17 protein-coding genes are annotated in these 19,296 nt (G+C 74.6%); 7 read left to right on the top strand and 10 right to left on the bottom strand.

From position 1 onward, the window contains the following. The first annotated feature begins 18 nt into the window (after window positions 1-18). The 3 genes from GGE06_RS12365 to GGE06_RS12355 all read left to right on the top strand — a co-directional run bounded on the left by GGE06_RS12365 (window position 19) and on the right by GGE06_RS12355 (window position 4,340). Entirely contained in the window at window positions 19-2,244 is a 2,226-nt protein-coding gene (locus GGE06_RS12365) for an NADP-dependent isocitrate dehydrogenase (protein ID WP_116162693.1), read from the top strand. A 118-nt stretch (window positions 2,245-2,362) separates the two neighbouring features. Further along, a complete protein-coding gene (locus GGE06_RS12360) occupies window positions 2,363-2,653 on the top strand; it encodes a hypothetical protein (RefSeq protein WP_116162694.1) in 291 nt (96 codons plus the stop codon). Window positions 2,654-2,741: 88 nt separating this feature from the next. Further along, window positions 2,742-4,340: a sigma-70 family RNA polymerase sigma factor gene (locus GGE06_RS12355; protein WP_116162696.1), complete on the top strand. Its 1,599-nt coding sequence runs from the start codon at window positions 2,742-2,744 to the stop codon at window positions 4,338-4,340. A 9-nt stretch (window positions 4,341-4,349) separates the two neighbouring features. Here the strand turns inward: GGE06_RS12355 and GGE06_RS12350 are convergent, their stop codons facing one another. The 4 genes from GGE06_RS12350 to GGE06_RS12335 form a co-directional block, all read right to left on the bottom strand. Next, a complete protein-coding gene (locus tag GGE06_RS12350; protein WP_220378553.1) occupies window positions 4,350-5,051 on the bottom strand; it encodes a CAP domain-containing protein in 702 nt (233 codons plus the stop codon). Between the two features lie 138 nt (window positions 5,052-5,189). Then, a complete protein-coding gene (locus tag GGE06_RS12345; RefSeq protein ID WP_116162698.1) occupies window positions 5,190-6,062 on the bottom strand; it encodes a universal stress protein in 873 nt (290 codons plus the stop codon). A gap of 150 nt (window positions 6,063-6,212) precedes the next feature. After that, window positions 6,213-7,526 carry an acyl-CoA dehydrogenase family protein gene (locus tag GGE06_RS12340; protein ID WP_376773532.1) on the bottom strand — a complete coding sequence of 438 codons (1,314 nt, stop codon included), beginning with the start codon at window positions 7,524-7,526 and terminating at the stop codon, window positions 6,213-6,215. A gap of 159 nt (window positions 7,527-7,685) precedes the next feature. Further along, complete coding sequence (locus tag GGE06_RS12335; RefSeq protein WP_116162701.1) at window positions 7,686-8,141, bottom strand: RrF2 family transcriptional regulator; 456 nt, start codon at window positions 8,139-8,141, stop codon at window positions 7,686-7,688. 447 nt (window positions 8,142-8,588) lie between these two features. On the opposite strand from GGE06_RS12335, the gene GGE06_RS12330 reads away from it, so the two are divergent. Next, window positions 8,589-9,452: a glutathione S-transferase C-terminal domain-containing protein gene (locus GGE06_RS12330; protein WP_116162705.1), complete on the top strand. Its 864-nt coding sequence runs from the start codon at window positions 8,589-8,591 to the stop codon at window positions 9,450-9,452. Between the two features lie 34 nt (window positions 9,453-9,486). Here the strand turns inward: GGE06_RS12330 and GGE06_RS12325 are convergent, their stop codons facing one another. After that, window positions 9,487-10,524, bottom strand: coding sequence for an NAD-dependent epimerase/dehydratase family protein (locus GGE06_RS12325; protein WP_116162707.1), 1,038 nt, complete (start codon window positions 10,522-10,524; stop codon window positions 9,487-9,489). A 144-nt stretch (window positions 10,525-10,668) separates the two neighbouring features. On the opposite strand from GGE06_RS12325, the gene GGE06_RS12320 reads away from it, so the two are divergent. Continuing rightward, window positions 10,669-10,908, top strand: coding sequence for a DUF5133 domain-containing protein (locus GGE06_RS12320; protein WP_116162709.1), 240 nt, complete (start codon window positions 10,669-10,671; stop codon window positions 10,906-10,908). A 34-nt stretch (window positions 10,909-10,942) separates the two neighbouring features. Beyond that, the gene (locus GGE06_RS12315) at window positions 10,943-13,330 is read left to right on the top strand and encodes an ATP-binding cassette domain-containing protein (protein ID WP_184930986.1); all 2,388 of its coding nucleotides are present in this window, start codon (window positions 10,943-10,945) and stop codon (window positions 13,328-13,330) included. A gap of 50 nt (window positions 13,331-13,380) precedes the next feature. Here GGE06_RS12315 and GGE06_RS12310 read toward each other — a convergent pair whose 3' ends face one another. Both GGE06_RS12310 and GGE06_RS12305 read right to left on the bottom strand, forming a co-directional pair. Further along, window positions 13,381-14,001 carry a DUF6058 family natural product biosynthesis protein gene (locus GGE06_RS12310; protein ID WP_116162713.1) on the bottom strand — a complete coding sequence of 207 codons (621 nt, stop codon included), beginning with the start codon at window positions 13,999-14,001 and terminating at the stop codon, window positions 13,381-13,383. Between the two features lie 156 nt (window positions 14,002-14,157). Further along, on the bottom strand, window positions 14,158-15,396 hold the full coding sequence (locus tag GGE06_RS12305) for a D-alanyl-D-alanine carboxypeptidase family protein (protein ID WP_116162715.1): 1,239 nt from the start codon (window positions 15,394-15,396) through the stop codon (window positions 14,158-14,160). Between the two features lie 485 nt (window positions 15,397-15,881). Here GGE06_RS12305 and GGE06_RS12300 point away from each other — a divergent pair, with 485 nt between their 5' ends. Next, complete coding sequence (locus tag GGE06_RS12300) at window positions 15,882-17,087, top strand: cytochrome P450 family protein (RefSeq protein WP_116162719.1); 1,206 nt, start codon at window positions 15,882-15,884, stop codon at window positions 17,085-17,087. A 74-nt stretch (window positions 17,088-17,161) separates the two neighbouring features. Here the strand turns inward: GGE06_RS12300 and GGE06_RS12295 are convergent, their stop codons facing one another. From GGE06_RS12295 to GGE06_RS12285, 3 genes are all read right to left on the bottom strand, one after another. Next, on the bottom strand, window positions 17,162-17,407 hold the full coding sequence (locus GGE06_RS12295) for a hypothetical protein (RefSeq protein ID WP_116162721.1): 246 nt from the start codon (window positions 17,405-17,407) through the stop codon (window positions 17,162-17,164). Window positions 17,408-17,469: 62 nt separating this feature from the next. Further along, complete coding sequence (locus tag GGE06_RS12290) at window positions 17,470-17,946, bottom strand: NUDIX hydrolase (RefSeq protein WP_116162723.1); 477 nt, start codon at window positions 17,944-17,946, stop codon at window positions 17,470-17,472. 105 nt (window positions 17,947-18,051) lie between these two features. Continuing rightward, window positions 18,052-19,260, bottom strand: a complete 1,209-nt coding sequence (locus tag GGE06_RS12285) for an NAD(P)/FAD-dependent oxidoreductase (RefSeq protein ID WP_184930985.1) — start codon at window positions 19,258-19,260, stop codon at window positions 18,052-18,054. Window positions 19,261-19,296 lie beyond the last annotated feature (36 nt).

Below are 19,296 nucleotides of genomic sequence, written 5' to 3'. Positions count from 1 at the left end.
CGTGGAGCGGAGCACCTGGTGACTGACTCGACCATCATCTACACCCACACTGACGAGGCGCCTGCCCTGGCGACGTACTCGTTCCTGCCCGTGGTCCAGGCGTATGCCTCGCAGGCCGGCGTCACGGTCGAGACGCGTGACATCTCCCTCGCGGGCCGCATCATCGCCGTCTTCCCCGAGTTCCTGGAAGAGGGCCAGCGCATCGCCGACGCCCTCTCCGAGCTCGGCGACCTGGCCAAGACCCCCGGCGCCAACATCATCAAGCTGCCGAACGTCTCGGCGTCCATCCCGCAGCTCAAGGCCGCGATCGCCGAGCTCCAGGCGCAGGGCTACGCCCTCCCGGACTACCCGGACGACCCGCAGACGGACCAGGACAAGGACGTCCGCGCGCGCTACGACAAGATCAAGGGCTCGGCCGTCAACCCGGTCCTGCGCGAGGGCAACTCCGACCGCCGCGCCCCGGGCTCGGTCAAGAACTACGCGAAGACCCACCCGCACCGCATGGGCGTCTGGACCCCCGAGTCCAAGACCAACGTCGCCACGATGGGCGAGAACGACTTCGCCGCCACGGAGAAGTCCGCCGTCATCGCCGAGGACGACACCCTCCGCTTCGAGTTCACCGCCGCCGACGGCACCGTCAGCGAGCTCCGCGAGCCGCTGAAGGTCATCGCCGGCGAGGTCGTCGACGCCGCCGTCATGCGCGCCGCCGCCCTGCGCACCTTCCTCTCCGAGCAGGTCGCCCGCGCCAAGGCCGAGGGCGTGCTCTTCTCCGTGCACCTCAAGGCCACGATGATGAAGGTCTCCGACCCGATCGTCTTCGGTCACGTCGTGCGCGCCTTCTTCCCGAACACCTTCGCCAAGTACGGCGAGGTGCTCACCGCCGCCGGCCTGTCCCCGAACGACGGCCTCGGCACCGTCCTGGCCGGCCTCGACGCCATCCCGCACGGCCTCGGCGCCGAGATCAAGGCCTCCTTCGAGGCCGAGCTCGCCGAGGGCCCCGCCCTCGCGATGGTCGACTCCGACAAGGGCATCACCAACCTGCACGTGCCGTCCGACGTCATCGTCGACGCCTCGATGCCGGCCATGATCCGCACCTCCGGCCACATGTGGGGCCCGGACGGCCAGGAGGCCGACACCCTCGCGGTCCTCCCGGACCACAGCTACTCCGGCGTGTACCAGGCCGTCATCGAGGACTGCCGCGCCCACGGCGCCTTCGACCCGGCCACCATGGGCTCCGTCCCGAACGTCGGCCTCATGGCGCAGAAGGCCGAGGAGTACGGCTCCCACGACAAGACCTTCGAGATCGCCCAGGCCGGCACCGTCCGCCTCGTCGACTCCAAGGGCAACGTCGTCCTGGAGCAGGAGGTCGCCGAGGGCGACATCTTCCGCGCCTGCCAGACCAAGGACCTGCCCATCCAGGACTGGGTCAAGCTGGCCGTCACCCGCGCCCGCGCCACCGGCGCCCCGGCCGTCTTCTGGCTGGACGAGAACCGCGGCCACGACGCCCAGATCATCGCCAAGGTCAAGCAGTACCTGCCGGAGCACGACACCGAGGGCCTGGACATCCAGATCCTGTCCCCGGTCGAGGCCACCAAGTTCTCCCTGGAGCGCATCCGCCGCGGCGAGGACACCATCTCGGTCACCGGCAACGTCCTGCGCGACTACCTGACCGACCTCTTCCCGATCCTGGAGCTGGGCACCAGCGCCAAGATGCTGTCGGTCGTCCCGCTGATGGCGGGCGGCGGCCTCTTCGAGACGGGCGCCGGCGGCTCCGCCCCGAAGCACGTCCAGCAGCTCGTCAAGGAGAACTACCTCCGCTGGGACAGCCTCGGCGAGTTCTTCGCCCTGGCCGCCTCCTTCGAGCACCTCGCGACCAGCACGGGCAACACCCGCGCCCAGGTCCTCGCCGACACCCTCGACCGCGCCACCGGCACCTTCCTCAACGAGGACAAGTCGCCGACCCGTCGCCTCGGTGGTATCGACAACCGCGGCAGCCACTTCTACCTGGCCCTCTACTGGGCCCAGGAGCTGGCCGCCCAGACCGAGGACGCGGAGCTGGCCAAGGCCTTCGCCCCGCTCGCGGAGACGCTCTCCTCGAACGAGCAGAAGATCGTCGACGAGCTCGTCGCCGTCCAGGGCTCCCCGGCCGAGATCGGCGGCTACTACCAGCCCGACCCGGCCAAGGCCGCGGCCGTGATGCGCCCGTCCGCCACGTTCAACGAGGCCGTCGCGTCCCTCGCCTGACCGGCGCGGGACCCGTCGCCCGCCCCGGCGCGTGACCGTACCGCCCCGGCCGGAGCTCCTCCGGCCGGGGCGGTCCCGTCGGTGGCGCATCTCACCTCCGGGTGTGACCCTGGAGGGCATGAGCTGGGCATCTTGGACGACCGCCGGTGTCTACACCGGGCGAGGTGGGGTGCTGACCGACGAGGCCGGAGCCGTCACGGGCGATCTGACCGTCCACACGACCTGGGCCGAGCGCGAGGCACGCGTGGCCGTGCAGTACAGCGGCGCATCCGACTGGTTCACCATGTCGGGCAGTCCCGTTCCGTGCGATTCGGAGGAGGAGAGCCGCGAGCTCCACGACGCCGTCGTGGCAGCCGTCCGGGAGGGGAACGGGGCCACGGTCCCGCGCCTGCCCGTACCCCCGAGATAGCAGCCGTCCCGCAGAAACCGTTATCCCTCCCACGCCCACGGATCTCCTGTCACGGGGGACTCGGACTCAGGGATGAGGGAGCACATCGATGCACAGCGACGAGCGGCGCACCACCGTCCTCGTGGAGGCGGCCAGGGCGGGTGACGCGGACGCCAGGGACACACTCGTCCGCGCTCACCTGCCGCTCGTCCACAACATCGTCGGCCGGGCCCTCGACGGCCACGCCGACACGGACGACATCGTCCAGGAGACGATGGTCCGCGCCCTCGACGGCCTCACGGGCCTGCGCGACCCGTCCCGCTTCCGGTCCTGGCTCGTCGCCATCGCCATGAACGGGATACGGCGCCGCTGGCACGAACACCGGCGCGCGCCCGTGCCCGGTCTCGACCGGGCCGCGGACCTCGCCGACCCGGCCGGCGACTTCACCGAGCTCACCATCCTCCGCCTCGGCCTGTCCGGGCAGCGCCGCGACGTGGCCCGCGCCACGCGCTGGCTCGACGAGGACGACGCCGAACTCCTCGCCCTGTGGTGGCTGGAGGCCGCCGGCGAACTCACCCGCGCCGAGCTCGCCGAGGGCCTCGGCGTCAGCCCGCAGCACGCCGCCGTCCGCGTCCAGCGGATGAAGGAGCGCCTGGACACCGGCCGCGCCGTGGTCCGCGCCCTGGACGCGCTGCCGCCGTGCCCGGAGCTCGCCGGCACGGTCGAGGCCTGGGACGGCCGCCCCTCCCCGCTCTGGCGCAAGCGGATAGCTCGCCACCTGCGCACCTGCACCGCCTGCACCTCCCGCGCGACCGGCCGCCGCGGCCTCGTCCCCGTCGAGGGCCTCCTCGTCGGCATCGGCCTGGTCCCGCCCCTGACGGCCGCGAGCACGCTCACGGACGCACCGGCCACGGAGTGGGCCGCGCACGCCTCCGAACTGCCCGATGCCCCGAGCACGTCCGGCACCGGGCACGTGGCCGGCGCACCCGGCACCGATCACGTCGGCCACATGCCGGCGCAGGCCCATGCGCCGGGGGCCGAGGGCGTGACCCACGGGCCCGCGCCGGCTGACGCCTCCGGCGCCTCCGGGCGGTGGGCTCTGCCGCGGCGCGCCCTCGCCGCCGGAGTCGTGGCCGTCGCCGTGCTCGGGGCGGTCGCCCTTCTCGTACCTCCGCGGCCGGAGGCGCAGGTCAGGCCCGGGCGGCCGGTCGCCGCGCCTCCGGTGACGGCCGCACCGGCCACGGCCTCGCCGAGCCCGACCGTCACCACCCCCGCACCGACGACCGTCGCCCCCACGCCCCGCCGTACTCCGCGCCCGACGCCCGTGCCCGACGTGGGGGAGCAGGTCACCGCGCTCGTCAACCGGCTGCGGGCCGCGGCCGGTTGCGCGCCGCTGCGGACCGATCCCCGGCTGGTCGCGGCGGCCCGGGCCTCCGCCCGCGACATGGTCGCGCGCGGCTACTACGGGCACAGAAACCCCGAGGGCGAGTTCGCGGACGCCCGGATCACCGCCGCCGGATACGACTGGAGCGCCTGGGCCGAGAACCTGGCGCGGGGCGCGGCCGATCCGGAGGCCGTCGTCGAGGACTGGCAGGACGGGTCCATGCACGAGGAGAACATGCTCGACTGCCGGTACCGGGACACCGGCGTGGCGTCGGTGCCCGGACCGGCCGGCCGCATCTGGGTGCAGCAACTGGCTTCCCCCTGAGGCGTGTCCTCAGCGGCGGATGCCGAAGTCCTGCACCCACCAGGGCCCGTTGGCGGCGAGGGTCACGCCGACGCCGATGTCCCTGAACGAGCAGTTGAGGATGTTCGCCCGGTGCCCGGGACTGTCCATCCAGTCCGCCATGGCCTTGGCCGGGGTCTTCGGCCCGCGGTGGATGTTCTCTCCCCAGGCCGACCACGCGTACCCCGCGCCGCTCATCCGGTCGCCCGCGTCGCGCCCCTCCGGGCTGTGGTGCTCGTAGTAGTCGCGGGCGGCCATGTCGTCGGCGTGCCCCTGGGCGGCGTTCCGCAGGTGTCCCTCGGAGCGCAGCGGCCCGCAACCGGCCTTCTCGCGCTCGGCGTTGGCCAGCTCGACGACGTCCTGCACGAACCGCGCGGCCTTCCCGGCGGCGGCCTGGCCAGGTGCCGCGGCGACCTGCACCGGCACCGCCGCGACCTCGTCCGGAGCCCCGGCCGGCGTCGTGCCGGTGGCCGGCGTGGCCACGTACATCCCGGTCACCACCGTGAGCACCGCCGCCGCGGATCCGCCGAGGAGGACGGCCGTACGGAACGACGGACGGCGCGGCCCGCGCCGCCGCGTCCCGCCCGCTCTGCGGTGCCGGCCCACGGCGCGGGGCCGGTGGTCGTCGAGGCGGTCGGGGCGCGCCGGGCCCTGGACGGATTCGGTGTGGCCGGGACGGTCGTGGTGCCGCATGGAGCTCCGCTCTCTCGCCGAGGTCGCCGGGTGTTCCGGTGCCGTGAGAGCCACCGGGGCGACGGCGGTAAGACTTTCCGGCGCCGACCGCCCCGACACACCTCGTCAACGCGGTGCGTCAACCCACGTCCGAGCCTGTCAGCCCTGCGGGATCACCGCCACCGGGCAGGGCGCGAGGTGGAGCGCCGCGTGCGCGACGGAACCGATCCGCGACCCGAGGGCCCCGCGCTTCGCCCGCCGGCCGACGACGAGGAGCTGGGCGCCGCCCGAGGCGGACAGCAGCACCTCACCCGCGCTGCCCAGCTCGACGTGCTCGGCGACCGGCACGGCGGGGTACCGCTCGCGCCAGGGGGCGAGCGCCTCGCGCAGCGCCTTCTCCTCGTACGGGACGAGCCCGCCGGCCTCGTCCGCGAGCCGCATCGAGCCCGGGCTGTACGCGTACAGCGACGGCAGGCTCCAGGCGCGTACGGCCCGCACGGCCGCACCGCGCGCGGCGGCGGTCTCGAAGGCGAAGCCGAGCGCGGCCGCGCTGTCCTCCGGGCTGCCGAGCTGGCCGACGAGCACGTACCCCGACGGCGGTTCGGCCTGCTCGCCGTCGCGGGACCGGACGGCGACGACGGGGCGGGAGGAGGCGGCGATGACCTGCTGCCCGTACGAGCCGAGCAGGAAACCGGCGAGGGCGCCGTGGCCGCGCGAGCCGATGACGAGCATCTCGGCCGTGTCCTCGGTGCCGAGCAGCGCGGAGACCGGGGTGTCGGGGAGCAGCGTGGCCGTGAGCGCGAGCTCCGGGTGGCGCTCGGCGATGGTGGCCTCGGCCTCGCGCAGGACGGCGTACGCCGCGCGCTGCTGCTCGTCGGGGTCCTGGACCAGGGGCAGGTCGAGCGGTTCCCAGCGCCAGGCGTGCGCGAGCCGTAGCGGGAGGCCCCGGTGCAGCGCCTCCCGGGCGGCCCAGCCGGCCGCGGCGAGGCTCTCGGGGGAACCGTCCACTCCTGCGACGATCTCACGACTCATCAGGCTGCCTCCGTGCGTGTCATGACGGGCCCGCCCGGCGGCAGGCCCTTCTGCCTCCAGCTTGGGCCATCCGGCGCCTTGACGAGAGGGCCGGACGGCCCGACATTCCGGACCGTCCGTCCTTTCGCCGGCGAGGAGGCCTCCAGGGGCTCAGGCCGGCAGCGTCAGCCGGGCGTGGGTGCCGTTGAGGTAGTGGTCCCCGATGTCGCGGAGCCGGTGGGCCGCCTGGGTGGGGGCGGTGAGCGCGCGGGCGTTGCGCCAGAAGCGGTCGAAGCCCGGCCCGCCGCCGTGGGCCTCGGCGCCGGTCGTGCCGTCGACGAGTTCCAGGACGCGGGTGGTGACGTGGACGGCCGCCCGGCCGGTGACGGTCTCGGCCGCCGCCACGAGGACGGCGATGTCGGCGCGTTCCTCCAGGCCCAGCGACCACTCGGCGAGCAGCCCGCGCGCGAGGGCGTCCGTCGCCCGCTCCACCACCGCGGCGGCGGCGTGCGCGGCCGTCGCCAGCTCCCCGTAGGCGAGCAGGACGTACGGGTCGTCCCCGGCATCGACAGGCGGGCCTCCCGCGCGGTCGGCGCCGACGGGTCCCGCGTGTCCGGCGCGGCTGACGTCCCGGGCCTCGGCGAGCGCGCCCTCGGCGATGCCGAGTCCGACCTGGACGAGGAGCAGCCGCAGGGCGAGCGGTGCGAGGGCGGTGAAGGGCGCGACGGCGTGCTCGTCGTGCGGGAGGGTGCCGAGGACGTGCGCGGCGTCCACCGGGACCCGGTCGAAGGTGACGGTGCCGGCTCCGGCGAGGCGTTGACCGACCCGGTCCGCGGCGGCTTCCGTGAACACCCCCGGGTGGGCGGGGTCCACGAGGGCGACGAGCAGGTCGCCGGTGCCGCCGGGCCGTGCGCCGACGACGAGCCGGTCGGCGACCGTCACGCCGGAGGCGAAGGCGCGCTGCCCGTCGAGGACCCAGCCGCCGCCGGGGCCGTCGGCGGGGGTGAGCACGAGGCCGGGGCCGGACTCGCCGCGCGGCGGTTCGACGCCGCCGGCGAGCAGCCAGTGCTCCTCGGCCGTCCGCACGTCGAGGGCGAGCGCGTCGCCGGCGTCGGGCCCGGGGCCGAAGAAGCGGCTGCTCCAGGACAGCGCGTAGTGGTGGGCGAGGAGTTCGCCGACCGAGCCGTCGGCGGCGGAGATCTCCCGTACGACCGCACAGGCGGCCCGCCAGTCGGCGCCCCGCCGGGTCGGTCCCGGCGCCGTGAGGAGGGCGGGCAGTCCCGCCTCCTGGAGGCGCGCGACCTCGTCGAAGGGGGCCTTTCCGGCCCGGTCGCGGGAGAGGGCGTCGACGGCGAGGTCGTCGGCGAGCTCGCGGGTGACGCGGGGCCAGATCTCGTCGTCGGCGGGCCGCTCGACGGGCCGGCCGGGCGGTGCGGAGGCGGTGCGTATCGCTGGTCTCTTCGGCGATTTCCTCGGCGTGCTCACGTCACCTCACCTGATCCCTAGTATCCCCACTGGAATAGTAGGGATACTGACAGAGGCGACCGCGCGGCCCCAAGGGGCGTCCACGAGCTGGACAAGGTCGTATCGACCGTCGAGACGGCGTCGGGTTCGCGCAGGTGGTGCGAGGTCGACCGCGCCGGGTCAGGGGTTGGTCCACGCCTCCGGGTCGTCCGCGAGCGCGACGATCCCGGCCGGCAGCTTCGCCGCCGCGAGCTCCGCGAGGGACACCCCGAGGACGTCGCGGACGCTCGCCCGCAGCGCGATCCACAGCGTCAGCAGCGACTCGGCGGGACCCGTGTACGACAGGTCCGGCGGCCGTTCCCCCCGTACGGAGACCAGTGGGCCCTCCACGCAGCGGATGACGTCCGCGACGGAGATCGTCGCGGCCGGCCGGGCCAGCCAGTACCCGCCGTTGCCGCCGCGCTGGCTCTGCACCAGACCGCCCCTGCGCATGTCGCCGAGGATGCCCTCCAGGAACTTGTGCGAGATGTCCTGGTCCGCCGCGATGGCCTCGGCCTTCAGCGGCCCCGCGTCCTCGGCGGCGGCGAGCTGGAGGGCGGCCCGCACCGCGTAGTCGGCCCTGGCTGAAATGCGCATGCGCGCATTATTCCGCACGGCCGCGCCCCGATCCGCGTCGATCCGCATCGATCCGCGCCGAGCCGTATCGAGCCGTGAGACGCCCCGTACCGCACTCTTGACGTCCCCTGTGGCCCGCCGGACACTCGGGGACGGGAAACCGAGCGAACAGGTAGGAAAACCATGGGACGCACCGGCCGGAGGGACACCTCGCCCGCCGCTCCCCTCCCGCGCTCGCTGCCCCTCACCTCCCGCCGGCACATCGATCTGCTGCGGGTCTGCAGCGCGGCGAGTCGCCGTCCCCGCGCGGGCGTTCACCCCGAGCGCTGAACCGCCCGCCCCGGTCCGCCCGTCTCCTCTTCCCGTACCTCTGCCGCCCCGGCCCCGCGCGGCCGCCGCGTCGCCCCGTCGCGACCGGAGCCGTCGCGCGCCGCCCGGCCCGGCACCGAGCACCCCCAAGGGAGAACCGTGTCCATCGTCGTCCCGTCCTCGCTCCTGCCCGCCTCCGTCGCCGTGCCCGTCTTCCGCGGCCGCATCGGCCGCGACGCGAGCAGCGGCCACTACGCCGTCCCGCACCGCTACCGCCTCCACGTCGACCCGGCCGACCCCCGGTGTCTGGGCATCGCCCTCACCCACAGCCTGCTCGGACTCGACGACACGCTCCCGCTCGCCGTGCTCCCCGGCACCCCCGACACGCCCGACGGCGGGTACGCCGCGCTCCGCCCGCTGTACGAGGCGAGCGCCCACCTCTACACCGGCCCGGCCGCCGCCCCCGTCCTCAGCGACGGATGGACCGGACGGATCGTCAGCACCCATGTTCCCGACATCCTCCGCGACCTCGCCCTGCGCTTCCGCGGCGACGGCCCCGAACTGCTGCCCGAGGCGCACCGCGACACCATCGACGCGATCGCCGACCTGTGCGAGCGGAGCGTCAACCGGGCCGCCCAGCGCGCCGGCGAACTCGGTCTCGACGACGCCTCCGCCCACCGTGACCCGCTCACCGTCCTCTTCGCCGCGCTCGGCTCCCTCGAACGCCGCCTCGCCCACCACCCGTACGTCCTCGGCGACGCCCCCACCGCCGCCGACGTGCACGTCTGGGTCACCCTCGTCCAGCTCGACACCGTGCACCGCTGGCACCTCGACGCCGCCGCCATGGACCGGGTCGCCGCCCACCCCGCACTGTGGGCCTACGCCCAGCGCCTCGCCGCCCGCGCCGAGTTCGCCCGCCACCTCGACATCGACGCCCTGCTGCGCCGCCACCGCGCCCACTGCCGGGGCCGCGAGGCCGCGGGCGCCGCGATACGCCTCGTCGACTGGTCCGCCGCCCGCTGACGGGACCGGCGCGCCCGCCGCCCGCGGGGTGCCGTCAGCCGATGCGGTGCCCCGCCAGCGGGGCCGTGTCGTCGCCCGCACCCGCGCGGACCCCGCGCAGGAACGCCTCCAGGGCGTCGAGCGAGCTCGAAGCCGGATCCCAGCCCAGCTCCCGCCGGGCCCGCTCGGTGGCGAGCAGCGGCAGGTGTCGCAGTGCGTCGAAGAGGCCCGGGGAGGCCGGGACGAGCCGCAGCCGCCAGGCCGCCGACAGGGCACCCCGCACCGCGCCGGCGGGCACCTTCACCGGCTTGGCGTTCAGCAGCCCGCCCAGCGTCGGCCCGTCGATCACCGGCTCGGCGGCGAGGTTGAACGCGCCCCGGACGTCCCGCAGGAGCGCCCTGCGGTAGGCGTCCGCCGCGTCCTCGGTGTGCAGGACCTGGAAGCGCAGCCCCTGGAACTCCGGGAGCAGCGGCAGCAGTTCGGGCCGCATCAGCTGGCCGGGGAAGAACCGCCCCGCGAAGATCCGCCGCTGCCCGCTCGCCGACTCCTCCTTGAACAGGAACGCCGGACGCATCCGCACCACCCGGGTCTGCGGATGATCCCGCTCGAAGGTGTCGAGCACCCGCTCCAGATAGGCCTTCTCCCGGGTGTACGCGGCGCCCGGCCAGCCGTGCGTCGGCCAGGACTCGGACACCGGGGCGCCGCCCTCGGGACCGGGGGAGTACGCGCCCACCGAGGAGGCGTGCACCAGGACCGGCACCCGCGCCGCCGCCACCGCGTCGAAGACGCGCACCGAACCCAGGACGTTGGTCCGCCAGGTCTCCACCGGGTCATGGGTCGGCCCGAACCGCCACGCCAGGTGCACCACCGCGTCCGCGTCCGCCACGTACTGCGCGAGCCGCGGTTCGTCCCCCTCGTGGGAGAGATCCAGCTCGGCCCACTCCACCCCGGGGAGGTCGAGGCCCGGCCGGCGCCGGGCGATGCCGAGGACGGAGCCGACACCCGGTTCACGGGCCAGCAGCCGGACCAGGCTCGTGCCGACGTTGCCGGTGGCGCCCGTGACGACGACGCGCGAAAGCGTGCTCGGGTTCATGCCTCCGACCCTCTGTCATGGGCGGCGGAACCGCATTCCGGCAGCCGTCCCCGGCCGCGCCGGTCACACAGCGTGTCCGTATCGGTCGCGGGCGTGGCCGACGACCGGGAATATGGAGCGACTCAGGAGACAGGAGAAACGGCCATGCTGCTGCCCGACAGGAACACCGTCGACCGGCTGCTCCGGCACTTCCGCGCCCAGGAGCGCACCGTGCTGGACAGGCCGTGCGACCTGTCGGCCCGCCGGCGCTTCGAGGACACGGCGTACACCCTCTGCGTACTGATGGGGGTGCGCACCGCCGGAGAGGCCGTCCTCGCCGCGGAGCGGTACGTCACGACGCAGAAGAGCAGGAATCGAGAAGCATGGTCCCCGTACCGCCAGTAGCGTGACAGCCATGAACGCGATGGCTGGAGACACGATGAGCACGGCCCCGAGGACGGACGAGCAGGCGTCCGCGCCCCACGCCGCCGACCGGCACGACCTGATCCGCGTGCACGGCGCGCGCGAGAACAACCTCAAGGACGTGAGCATCGAGATCCCGAAGCGCCGCCTCACGGTCTTCACCGGGGTCTCCGGCTCGGGCAAGAGCTCCCTCGTGTTCGACACGATCGCCGCCGAGTCGCAGCGGCTGATCAACGAGACGTACAGCTCCTTCGTACAGGGCTTCATGCCGACGCTCTCCCGCCCCGAGGTCGACGTCCTCGAAGGCCTGACGACCGCGATCATCGTCGACCAGCAGCGCCTCGGCGCCGACCCCCGCTCCACCGTCGGCACCGCCACCGACGCCAACGCGATGCTGCGGATCCTCTTCAGCCGCCTCGGCGAGCCGCACATCGGCCCGCCCAGCGCCTACGCCTTCAACGTCCCCTCGGTCCGGGCCAGCGGCGCGATCACCGTCGAGCGCGGCAGCAAGAAGACCGAGAAGGCTACCTTCGAGCGCACCGGCGGCATGTGCCCGGGCTGCGAGGGCCGGGGCACGGTCTCCGACATCGACCTCACCCAGCTCTACGACGACACCAAGTCGCTCGCCGAGGGCGCGCTCACCATCCCCGGCTACACCGCCGGCGGCTGGAACTACCGGCTCTACAGCGAGTCCGGCTTCGTCGACCAGGACAAGCCGATCCGCACGTACACCAAGAAGGAACTCGCGGACTTCCTCCACCACGAGCCGGTCCGGATGAAGATCGCCGGCATCAACATGACCTACGAGGGCCTGATCCCGCGCATCCAGAAGTCCTTCCTGGCCAAGGACAAGGAGGGCATGCAGCCCCACATCCGGGCCTTCGTCGAGCGGGCCGTCACCTTCACCACCTGCCCCGAGTGCGACGGCACGCGGCTCAGCGAAGGCGCCAGGGCCTCGAAGATCGAGCGGATCAGCATCGCCGACGCCTGCGCCATGCAGATCAGCGACCTCGCCGCCTGGGTCCGCGGACTCGACGAGCCCTCGGTGGCGCCGCTGCTCACCGCGCTCCAGCTGACCCTCGACTCCTTCGTCGAGATCGGCCTCGGCTACCTCTCCCTCGACCGGCCGTCCGGCACGCTCTCGGGCGGCGAGGCCCAGCGCGTCAAGATGATCCGCCACCTCGGGTCCTCGCTCACCGACGTCACGTACGTCTTCGACGAGCCCACCATCGGCCTGCACCCGCACGACATCCAGCGGATGAACGACCTGCTGCTCCAACTGCGCGACAAGGGCAACACGGTCCTCGTCGTGGAGCACAAGCCGGAGGCCATCGCGATCGCCGACCACGTCGTCGACCTCGGCCCCGGCGCCGGCACGGCCGGCGGCACCGTCTGCTTCGAGGGCACCGTGGACGGGCTGCGCGCCGCCGACACCGTCACCGGCCGCCACCTCGACGACCGGGCCGTCGTCAAGGAGTCCGTGCGCAAGCCCACCGGGGCCCTGAAGATCCGCGGCGCGTCCACGCACAACCTCCGCGACGTCGACGTCGACGTCCCGCTCGGGGTGCTCACCGTCATCACCGGCGTCGCCGGCTCCGGCAAGAGCTCCCTCGTGCACGGCTCGATCCCCGCCGGCGAGGAGGTCGTCTCCGTCGACCAGGGCGCGATCCGCGGCTCCCGGCGCAGCAACCCCGCCACGTACACCGGACTGCTCGACCCGATCCGCAAGGCCTTCGCCAAGGCCAACGGCGTGAAGCCCGCGCTGTTCAGCGCCAACTCCGAGGGCGCCTGCCCCACCTGCAACGGCGCGGGCGTCATCTACACCGACCTCGGGATGATGGCCGGCGTCTCCTCCACCTGCGAGGACTGCGAGGGCAAGCGGTTCCAGCCCTCCGTGCTCGAATACCTCCTCGGCGGCCGGGACATCAGCGAGGTGCTCGCGATGCCCGTGACCGAGGCCGCGGAGTTCTTCGCCTCCGGCGAGGCGCACACCCCGGCCGCGCAGCGCATCCTCGCCCGGCTCGCCGACGTCGGCCTCGGCTACCTGAGCCTCGGCCAGCCGCTCACCACGCTCTCCGGCGGCGAACGGCAGCGGCTCAAGCTGGCCACGCACATGGCCGACAAGGGCGGCGTCTACGTCCTCGACGAGCCGACCACCGGCCTCCACCTCGCCGACGTCGAGCAGCTCCTCGGCCTCCTCGACCGGCTCGTGGACTCCGGCAAGTCCGTCATCGTCGTCGAGCACCACCAGGCGGTCATGGCGCACGCCGACTGGATCATCGACCTGGGCCCCGGCGCGGGCCACGACGGCGGGAAGATCGTCTTCGAGGGCACCCCCGCCGACCTCGTCGCGGCCCGCTCGACCCTCACGGGGGAGCACCTGGCGGAGTACGTCGGCGCCTGACCGGACGGGTACGGGCGGCGGCCCGGGGGCTTCGGCCGCCGGACCGCCGCTCAGCGGGGCACGCGGGGGAACAGCGTCCTGGGCGCGTCCACGCACGTGTCCCGTGAGACCGGTCCGCCGAACCGCAGCCGGTCGTACGCCGTGAACGCCGGCTCCAGGGCGTCCAGTTCGTCCACGCACGCGTGGAGGGCGAGGCGCCACTCCGGCGAGGGATCGTCCCCGGCCGCCGCGAGGCGCGCGGTGATCTCCGCCGTCAGTTCCGCCTTCCGGCGGATGCCCGCCGGGGTGACCGCGTGCAGGCAGACGTACTGACCGCTCAGATAGGCCGCCCACTCGGCGTCCCCCTGCGCGGGGTCCTCCCAGTGCCCCGTGAACCACGTCCGCAGGTGCTCGACCCCGCCCGCCGCGTCGGCGAGGGCGAACAGATCGCGCGGCACCATCTCGGCGCCGTCCGACCGCAGGTAGCCGGGCAGCGGCAGCAGGCCGGCGAGCATCAGCCGCCGGACCTCGTCGGGGTCCCGGCCGAGCGCGCCGCACAGCGCCTCCAGGGGGACGAACTGCGCGGTGACGTACGCGTCGTCGTCGGCGGTCATCGGATGGTCGCCGTTGACCTCGCGGAACCGCGCGGCCGTCTCGGCGATCCGTACGGCGGCGGGCGTCCTGTCCGTCATCGCGTCACTCCCTCGGGAAGACCGCCCGGGCCGGTCCCGGACGGTGTTCCCGCAGGCTAGAAGCCGGATCGTGCGGCGCCCACCGAACCGTCGCCGACCCACCCGGTCCGGTGTCTCCAGTGGCGCCGCACGACCGGCGGTCCATGAGGCGGGGCCTCAGGCCCGGTCGGCCGGCTTCCTGCGTCGCCAACCCCACAGGGCGAGCGCGGCGGCGCAGGCCGAGCCCACCAGGGTCAGCGGCAGTCCGGCCGACGGGCCGGAGGCCTCCTCCGTGGTCTTCTTCGCGGGTGTCGCCACCGTCCGCGCCGCCGGCCGGGGCGCCTCCGCCTCCGCGCCGCGTCCCTGGCGGGCCACCGACACGGTCCGCGTGCCCGAGCCGGCCGCCGCCTTGGCCCGTACCGGCGCGAGCGAGCCCACCGGCTGCACCCGGCCCGCGGCCTCGAAGCCCCAGTCGAGCAGCTCCCGCGCCTCCTCGTACACGGTGAAACCGCCGCCCTCCTGAGGGTTCATCACCGAGACGACGAGCGTCCGGTCGCCGCGACGGGCGGCCGAGATCAGGGTGTTGCCCGCGTTGCTGGTGTAGCCGTTCTTGATCCCGAGGAGCCCCGGGTAGCGCTCCACCCCGTTCTCGCCGGTCAGGAGCCGGTTGGTGTTGGCGATGCCGTACGACCAGGAACCGGCCGGGAACTCGGCGTACGGCGTCGAGCAGTACCGGGCGAAGTCCGGGTCCTGGAGCCCGGCCCGGCCGAACACCGCCAGGTCGTACGCGGAGGACACCTGACCGGGGGCGTCGTACCCGTCCGGGGAGACCACGTGGGTGTCCTCGGCGCCCAGGGAGCGGGCCTTCTCCTGCATCTGCCGGGTCATCGACTCCCAGCCGCCGTTCATCGACGCCAGGACGTGCACGGCGTCGTTGCCCGAGCTGAGGAAGACGCCGTTCCACAGGTCGGAGACCTTGTACGTGTACCCCTCCTTCACCCCGACCATGCTGCTCCCCGCCCCGATCCCGGTCAGCTCGGAATCGGCCACGGTGTGCCGCTCGGACGGCGCGTGGTGGGGGAGCGCGGTGAGCGCGAACAGCGCCTTCAGGGTGCTGGCGGGCGGCAGCTTCCGGTGCGCGTCGTGCGCGGCGAGCACCTCGCCCGAGGAGGCGTCCGCCACCACCCACGACAGCGCGGACACCGAGGGCGCGGCGGGCGCACCCGGCAGCCGCTGCACCTGGGTCCCCCGCCGGTCGAGCCGCGCCGGGTCGACGTACTGGCGCGCGGGCGGCGTGGGCTCCCCCACGACGCGCGCAGGGGCCGGGGGAGAGGCGACGGCCGCCGGAACGGGCAGCACGAACAGCAGCGCCGCGGAACCGGCGGCGGCATGACGGACAGCTGACGTGACGATCATTCAGCCACCGTAGGAAGGGGGTGCGGACCGCGCAGATCGAAGTGCGCCGACCGGGGGAGCGGGTGCGGCGTACGGCGGCGAGTCGTACGCCCAGGCGGGTGGCACCCGCGCCCCGCGCCGTGTGGGCAATCGTCCCGCAGGGCGAGGGGGTCCCCTGCTCGAGCGAAGCCGAGAGCTCGGGGGAGGGTGGGCACACGGGACGGCGCCCTCCAGCGGCGCCTCCGCGTTCCGTGCCCTGACCCGCACCACCAAGGTGCCGTCGCTCGCGGTGCGGGTTCAGGCGCGGGAGCCTCTGGCGCCGGCAGGGGCGCCGTTCCGTTGTGCCCACCCGTTCCGCCCCGGCGGAACGCATGCCCACAACGGGCGGGGCGCACCGGCCCGGCAACTCCGTACGGAGTCCGCCGCGTTGATCGTAGGATCTCACCGCCCACGTGCCGAGACGCCCCCGCAGTCAGGAGTCCCCCTTGAACACCTCGCCCCACCGCATGGACCCCACCGGCGGCTGCCCGCACGCCGTGAACGCCCGGCTGCTCGCCGAAGGCGCCGTCGCCCCCGTCGTGCTGCCCGGCGAGATCGAGGGCATGGTGGTGCTCGGCCACGACGCGCTGCGCGACTTCCTCACCCACCCCGACGTCGCGAAGGGCCCCCAGCACTTCACTGCCCTCGCCGAGGGCCGCATACCCGAGGGCTGGCCGCTGCGGACCTTCGCCACCGTCCCCGGCATGATGACCGCCGACGGCGCCGACCACCGCCGCCTGCGCACCCTCGTCAGCAGCGCCTTCACCGCCCGCCGCGTCGAGGAGCTCCGCCCGCGCGTCGAGACCGTCACCGCCGGCCTCCTCGACGGACTCGCGGAGGCCGCCCGCGAAGGCGACGGCGTCGCCGATCTGCGCCGCCACTACGCGCTGCCCCTCCCGCTCGGCGTCATCTGCGAACTCCTCGGCGTCGACCCGGCCCACCAGGACCGGCTGCACCGCCTCTCCAGCCTGATCGTCGCCACCGACACCGAGCCCGCGCAGGCCGTCGCCGCCAACCGCGAACTCGTCGAGCTCCTGGGCTCCATCGCCGCCGACAAGGCCGCCGCGCCCGGCGACGACCTCACCAGCGCCCTCATCGCCGCCCGCGACGAGGGCGGCGACCGGCTCAGCCAGCCCGAGCTCATCGGCACCCTGCTCCTGATGATCGTCGCGGGCCACGAGACCACCCTGAACCTCGTCACCAACGCGGTCCGCGCGCTCTGCGCCCACCGCGACCAGCTCGCCCTCGTCGTCGAGGGACGCGCCGACTGGACCGACGTGGTCGAGGAGACCCTCCGCTGGGACAGCCCCGTCAGCTACTTCCCGTTCCGCTACCCCACCCGTGACCTCACCGTCGACGGCACCCTCATCCCCCGTGGCACCCCCGTCCTCGCCGGGTACTCGGCGGCGGGCCGCGACACGAAGGCGCACGGCCCGGACGCCGACCGCTTCGACGTCACCCGCGCCACGACGGTCAAGCACCTCTCGCTCGGCCACGGCCCCCACTACTGCCTGGGCGCCCCGCTCGCCCGCATGGAGGCCGCGATCGCCCTGGAAGCGCTCTTCACCCGCTTCCCCGACCTGGACCTGGCCGTCCCGGAGACCGGGCTGACCCGCCACTCCGGGTTCGTCGGCAACAGCGTCCGGGCCCTCCCCGTCCGCCCGGGCGTCTGAGAGCGCGTCGCATGGTGGGGCGCGCCGACTTCACGGCCCCGGCGCGCCCCGGCCGCGACGGGCGGCCCGCCGCCTCAACCGGCCCGCCCCCTGGCCGTCGCGGGGGAGGCCCGCAGGGCGGAGACGAGGCGCAGCAGCCGGTCCTCGTTCCCGGCGAGGCCCGCCGCCCGCAGCGCCTCGTCCGCCTCCGCCATCGGGTGGGTCAGCATCACCCCCGCGTACGGGGCGAGCTGCGGGTCGGTCAGCACGGCCTGGGTGGACTCGAGCAGCCGCAGGTACGCCTGGGCGGCCGCGCGCTCGCTGGCGGTGATCGTGGTCATGTCGGGCTCCCTCTCGACGGTTCGGCGCCCACCACCCTCTCGTACGGGTCTGACAATCGGGCTCAGGCCCGCCCGCCGAGGTGCGCCGACAGCCGTTCCAGGAAGACCCGCTGCCCGGAGACCAACAGCGGAGCGGCGGCCTCCGGGGCGAACCAGCCCACCCGGTCGATCTCCGGGAACTCCTCCTGGACGCCCGACCGGGGCGGCCACTCCATGACGAAGGTCCCCGGCACCACCCCGGCCGGGTCGAGATCGCCTTCGACGGCCCACGCGGTGACGAGCTTTCCGCTCCGCTGGCGGGCCTCGCCGAGGTGGACCCACTCCCCGTCCGGGGCCGGGAGCCCCAGCTCCTCCAGGAACTCCCGGCGCGCCGCGGCCTCGGGGGCCTCGTCGGGCTCGTACTCGCCCTTGGGGATCGACCAGGACGACTCCTCGCGGGACGCCCAGAAGGGCCCGCCCATGTGACCGATGAGGACCTCGACGCCTCCGCCCGCCGTACGGCGGTAGACCAGGAGACCCGCACTGCGCTTGTCCGGCATGCGCCCCAGTCTGTCCGAAGGGCCCGGCCGCCGCAGCCCCGCGTGCGCGGCCCGCCGCCCCCTCGGCGGAGACCTCGCCGCGGCCCCGCGCGCAAGGTCCCGCCCCTACTCCTCGGCGGAGACCGTCACAGGCCCGCCCGCGAGGTCCACGCCGCTCGTCCACCGCGCCCCGAGCCGAACCGAACGCCAGGGGACGAGCGTCCCGCCCAGCCGTTCCCGCCGCAGCGGGGCGCCGTCCTGGGTGACGGTCAGGACCGGTCGCACGAGCCGCCGCTCCGGCCGGACGAGCAGCGACGTGGCGGCTTCCGGTCCCAGGAGACCGGGCGTCACCCACCTCAGCGGGGCCGTCGCGGCCACCGGGACCCCGGAGGCAGGCCAGGGGCCGCCGGCGAGCCGTTCGAGCACCGCCCGGGCCACAGCCCGCCCCTCGGCGGCGGCCACGAGCGCCGGCTCCACCCCGCGCAGGAGGTTGCCGACGGCGAAGACCCCGGGCTCGGCGGTACGGAAGCCCTGGTCCGTCACCGGGCCCCGGGTGCCGGGGTGGAGGGGCAGGCCGTGGGCGCGGACGAGCTCGTGGTCCGGGATCCAGTCGCCGGTGAAGACCACCGTGTCGCACCGCAGCACGGACGTCCGCCCGTCCCCGCCCCGCACCGCGATCCCGCTCAGCCGGCCGCGCCCGAGCAGCTCCGTCACGACGGCGCCGACGAGCACAGGGACGCCTGCGAACGCGACGGCGGGGGAGGGGAGTCCGGTGACGACGGCCGCCACGTCCACCCCGGCCGCGCGCAGCGTGCGCACCGCGCCCCGGGCCACCGGGTCGCCGCCGACGACCACCGCCCGGCGTCCGATGTGCTCCGTTCGCGGCCCGAACCGTGCGACCGTGCGCTGGAGTTCGCCCGTGGTCAGCACCCCGGCGGGGCGCGTACCGGGGACGAGCCGGGCGCTGCGGGGCCGTTCGCGGGCGCCGGTGGCGAGGACGACCGCGCCCGCCCGGATGCGTTCGAGTCCGGTCGGGGCGGTGACCTCCAGGGTGAGGGGCCCGGCCCAGCCGGTGGCCGAGACGCCGGTACGGACGGCCGCCCCCGCCCGCAGCGCCTCCCGTACCGCGCGTCGCGCGTACGCCGGGCCGGTCAGGGCACGCCCGAGGGCGTCCGCACCGAATCCCGGCCGGGCGCAGTGGCGCGGCACCCCGCCCGCGGTCGCCTCCCGCTCCAGGACCTCGACGCGACCCGCGCCCGCCGCCGCGAGCCGAGCGGCAGCGGAGAGTCCGGCGGGCCCCGCACCCACGACGAGCACGTCGACGGCACGCGTCACCGCGCCCCCACCCCGTACGGCACGCGTCACCGAAGG

This window comes from Streptomyces nymphaeiformis (assembly GCF_014203895.1).
Taxonomy (GTDB): domain Bacteria; phylum Actinomycetota; class Actinomycetes; order Streptomycetales; family Streptomycetaceae; genus Streptomyces; species Streptomyces nymphaeiformis.
This window is presented reverse-complemented; position numbering and strand designations above follow the sequence as displayed.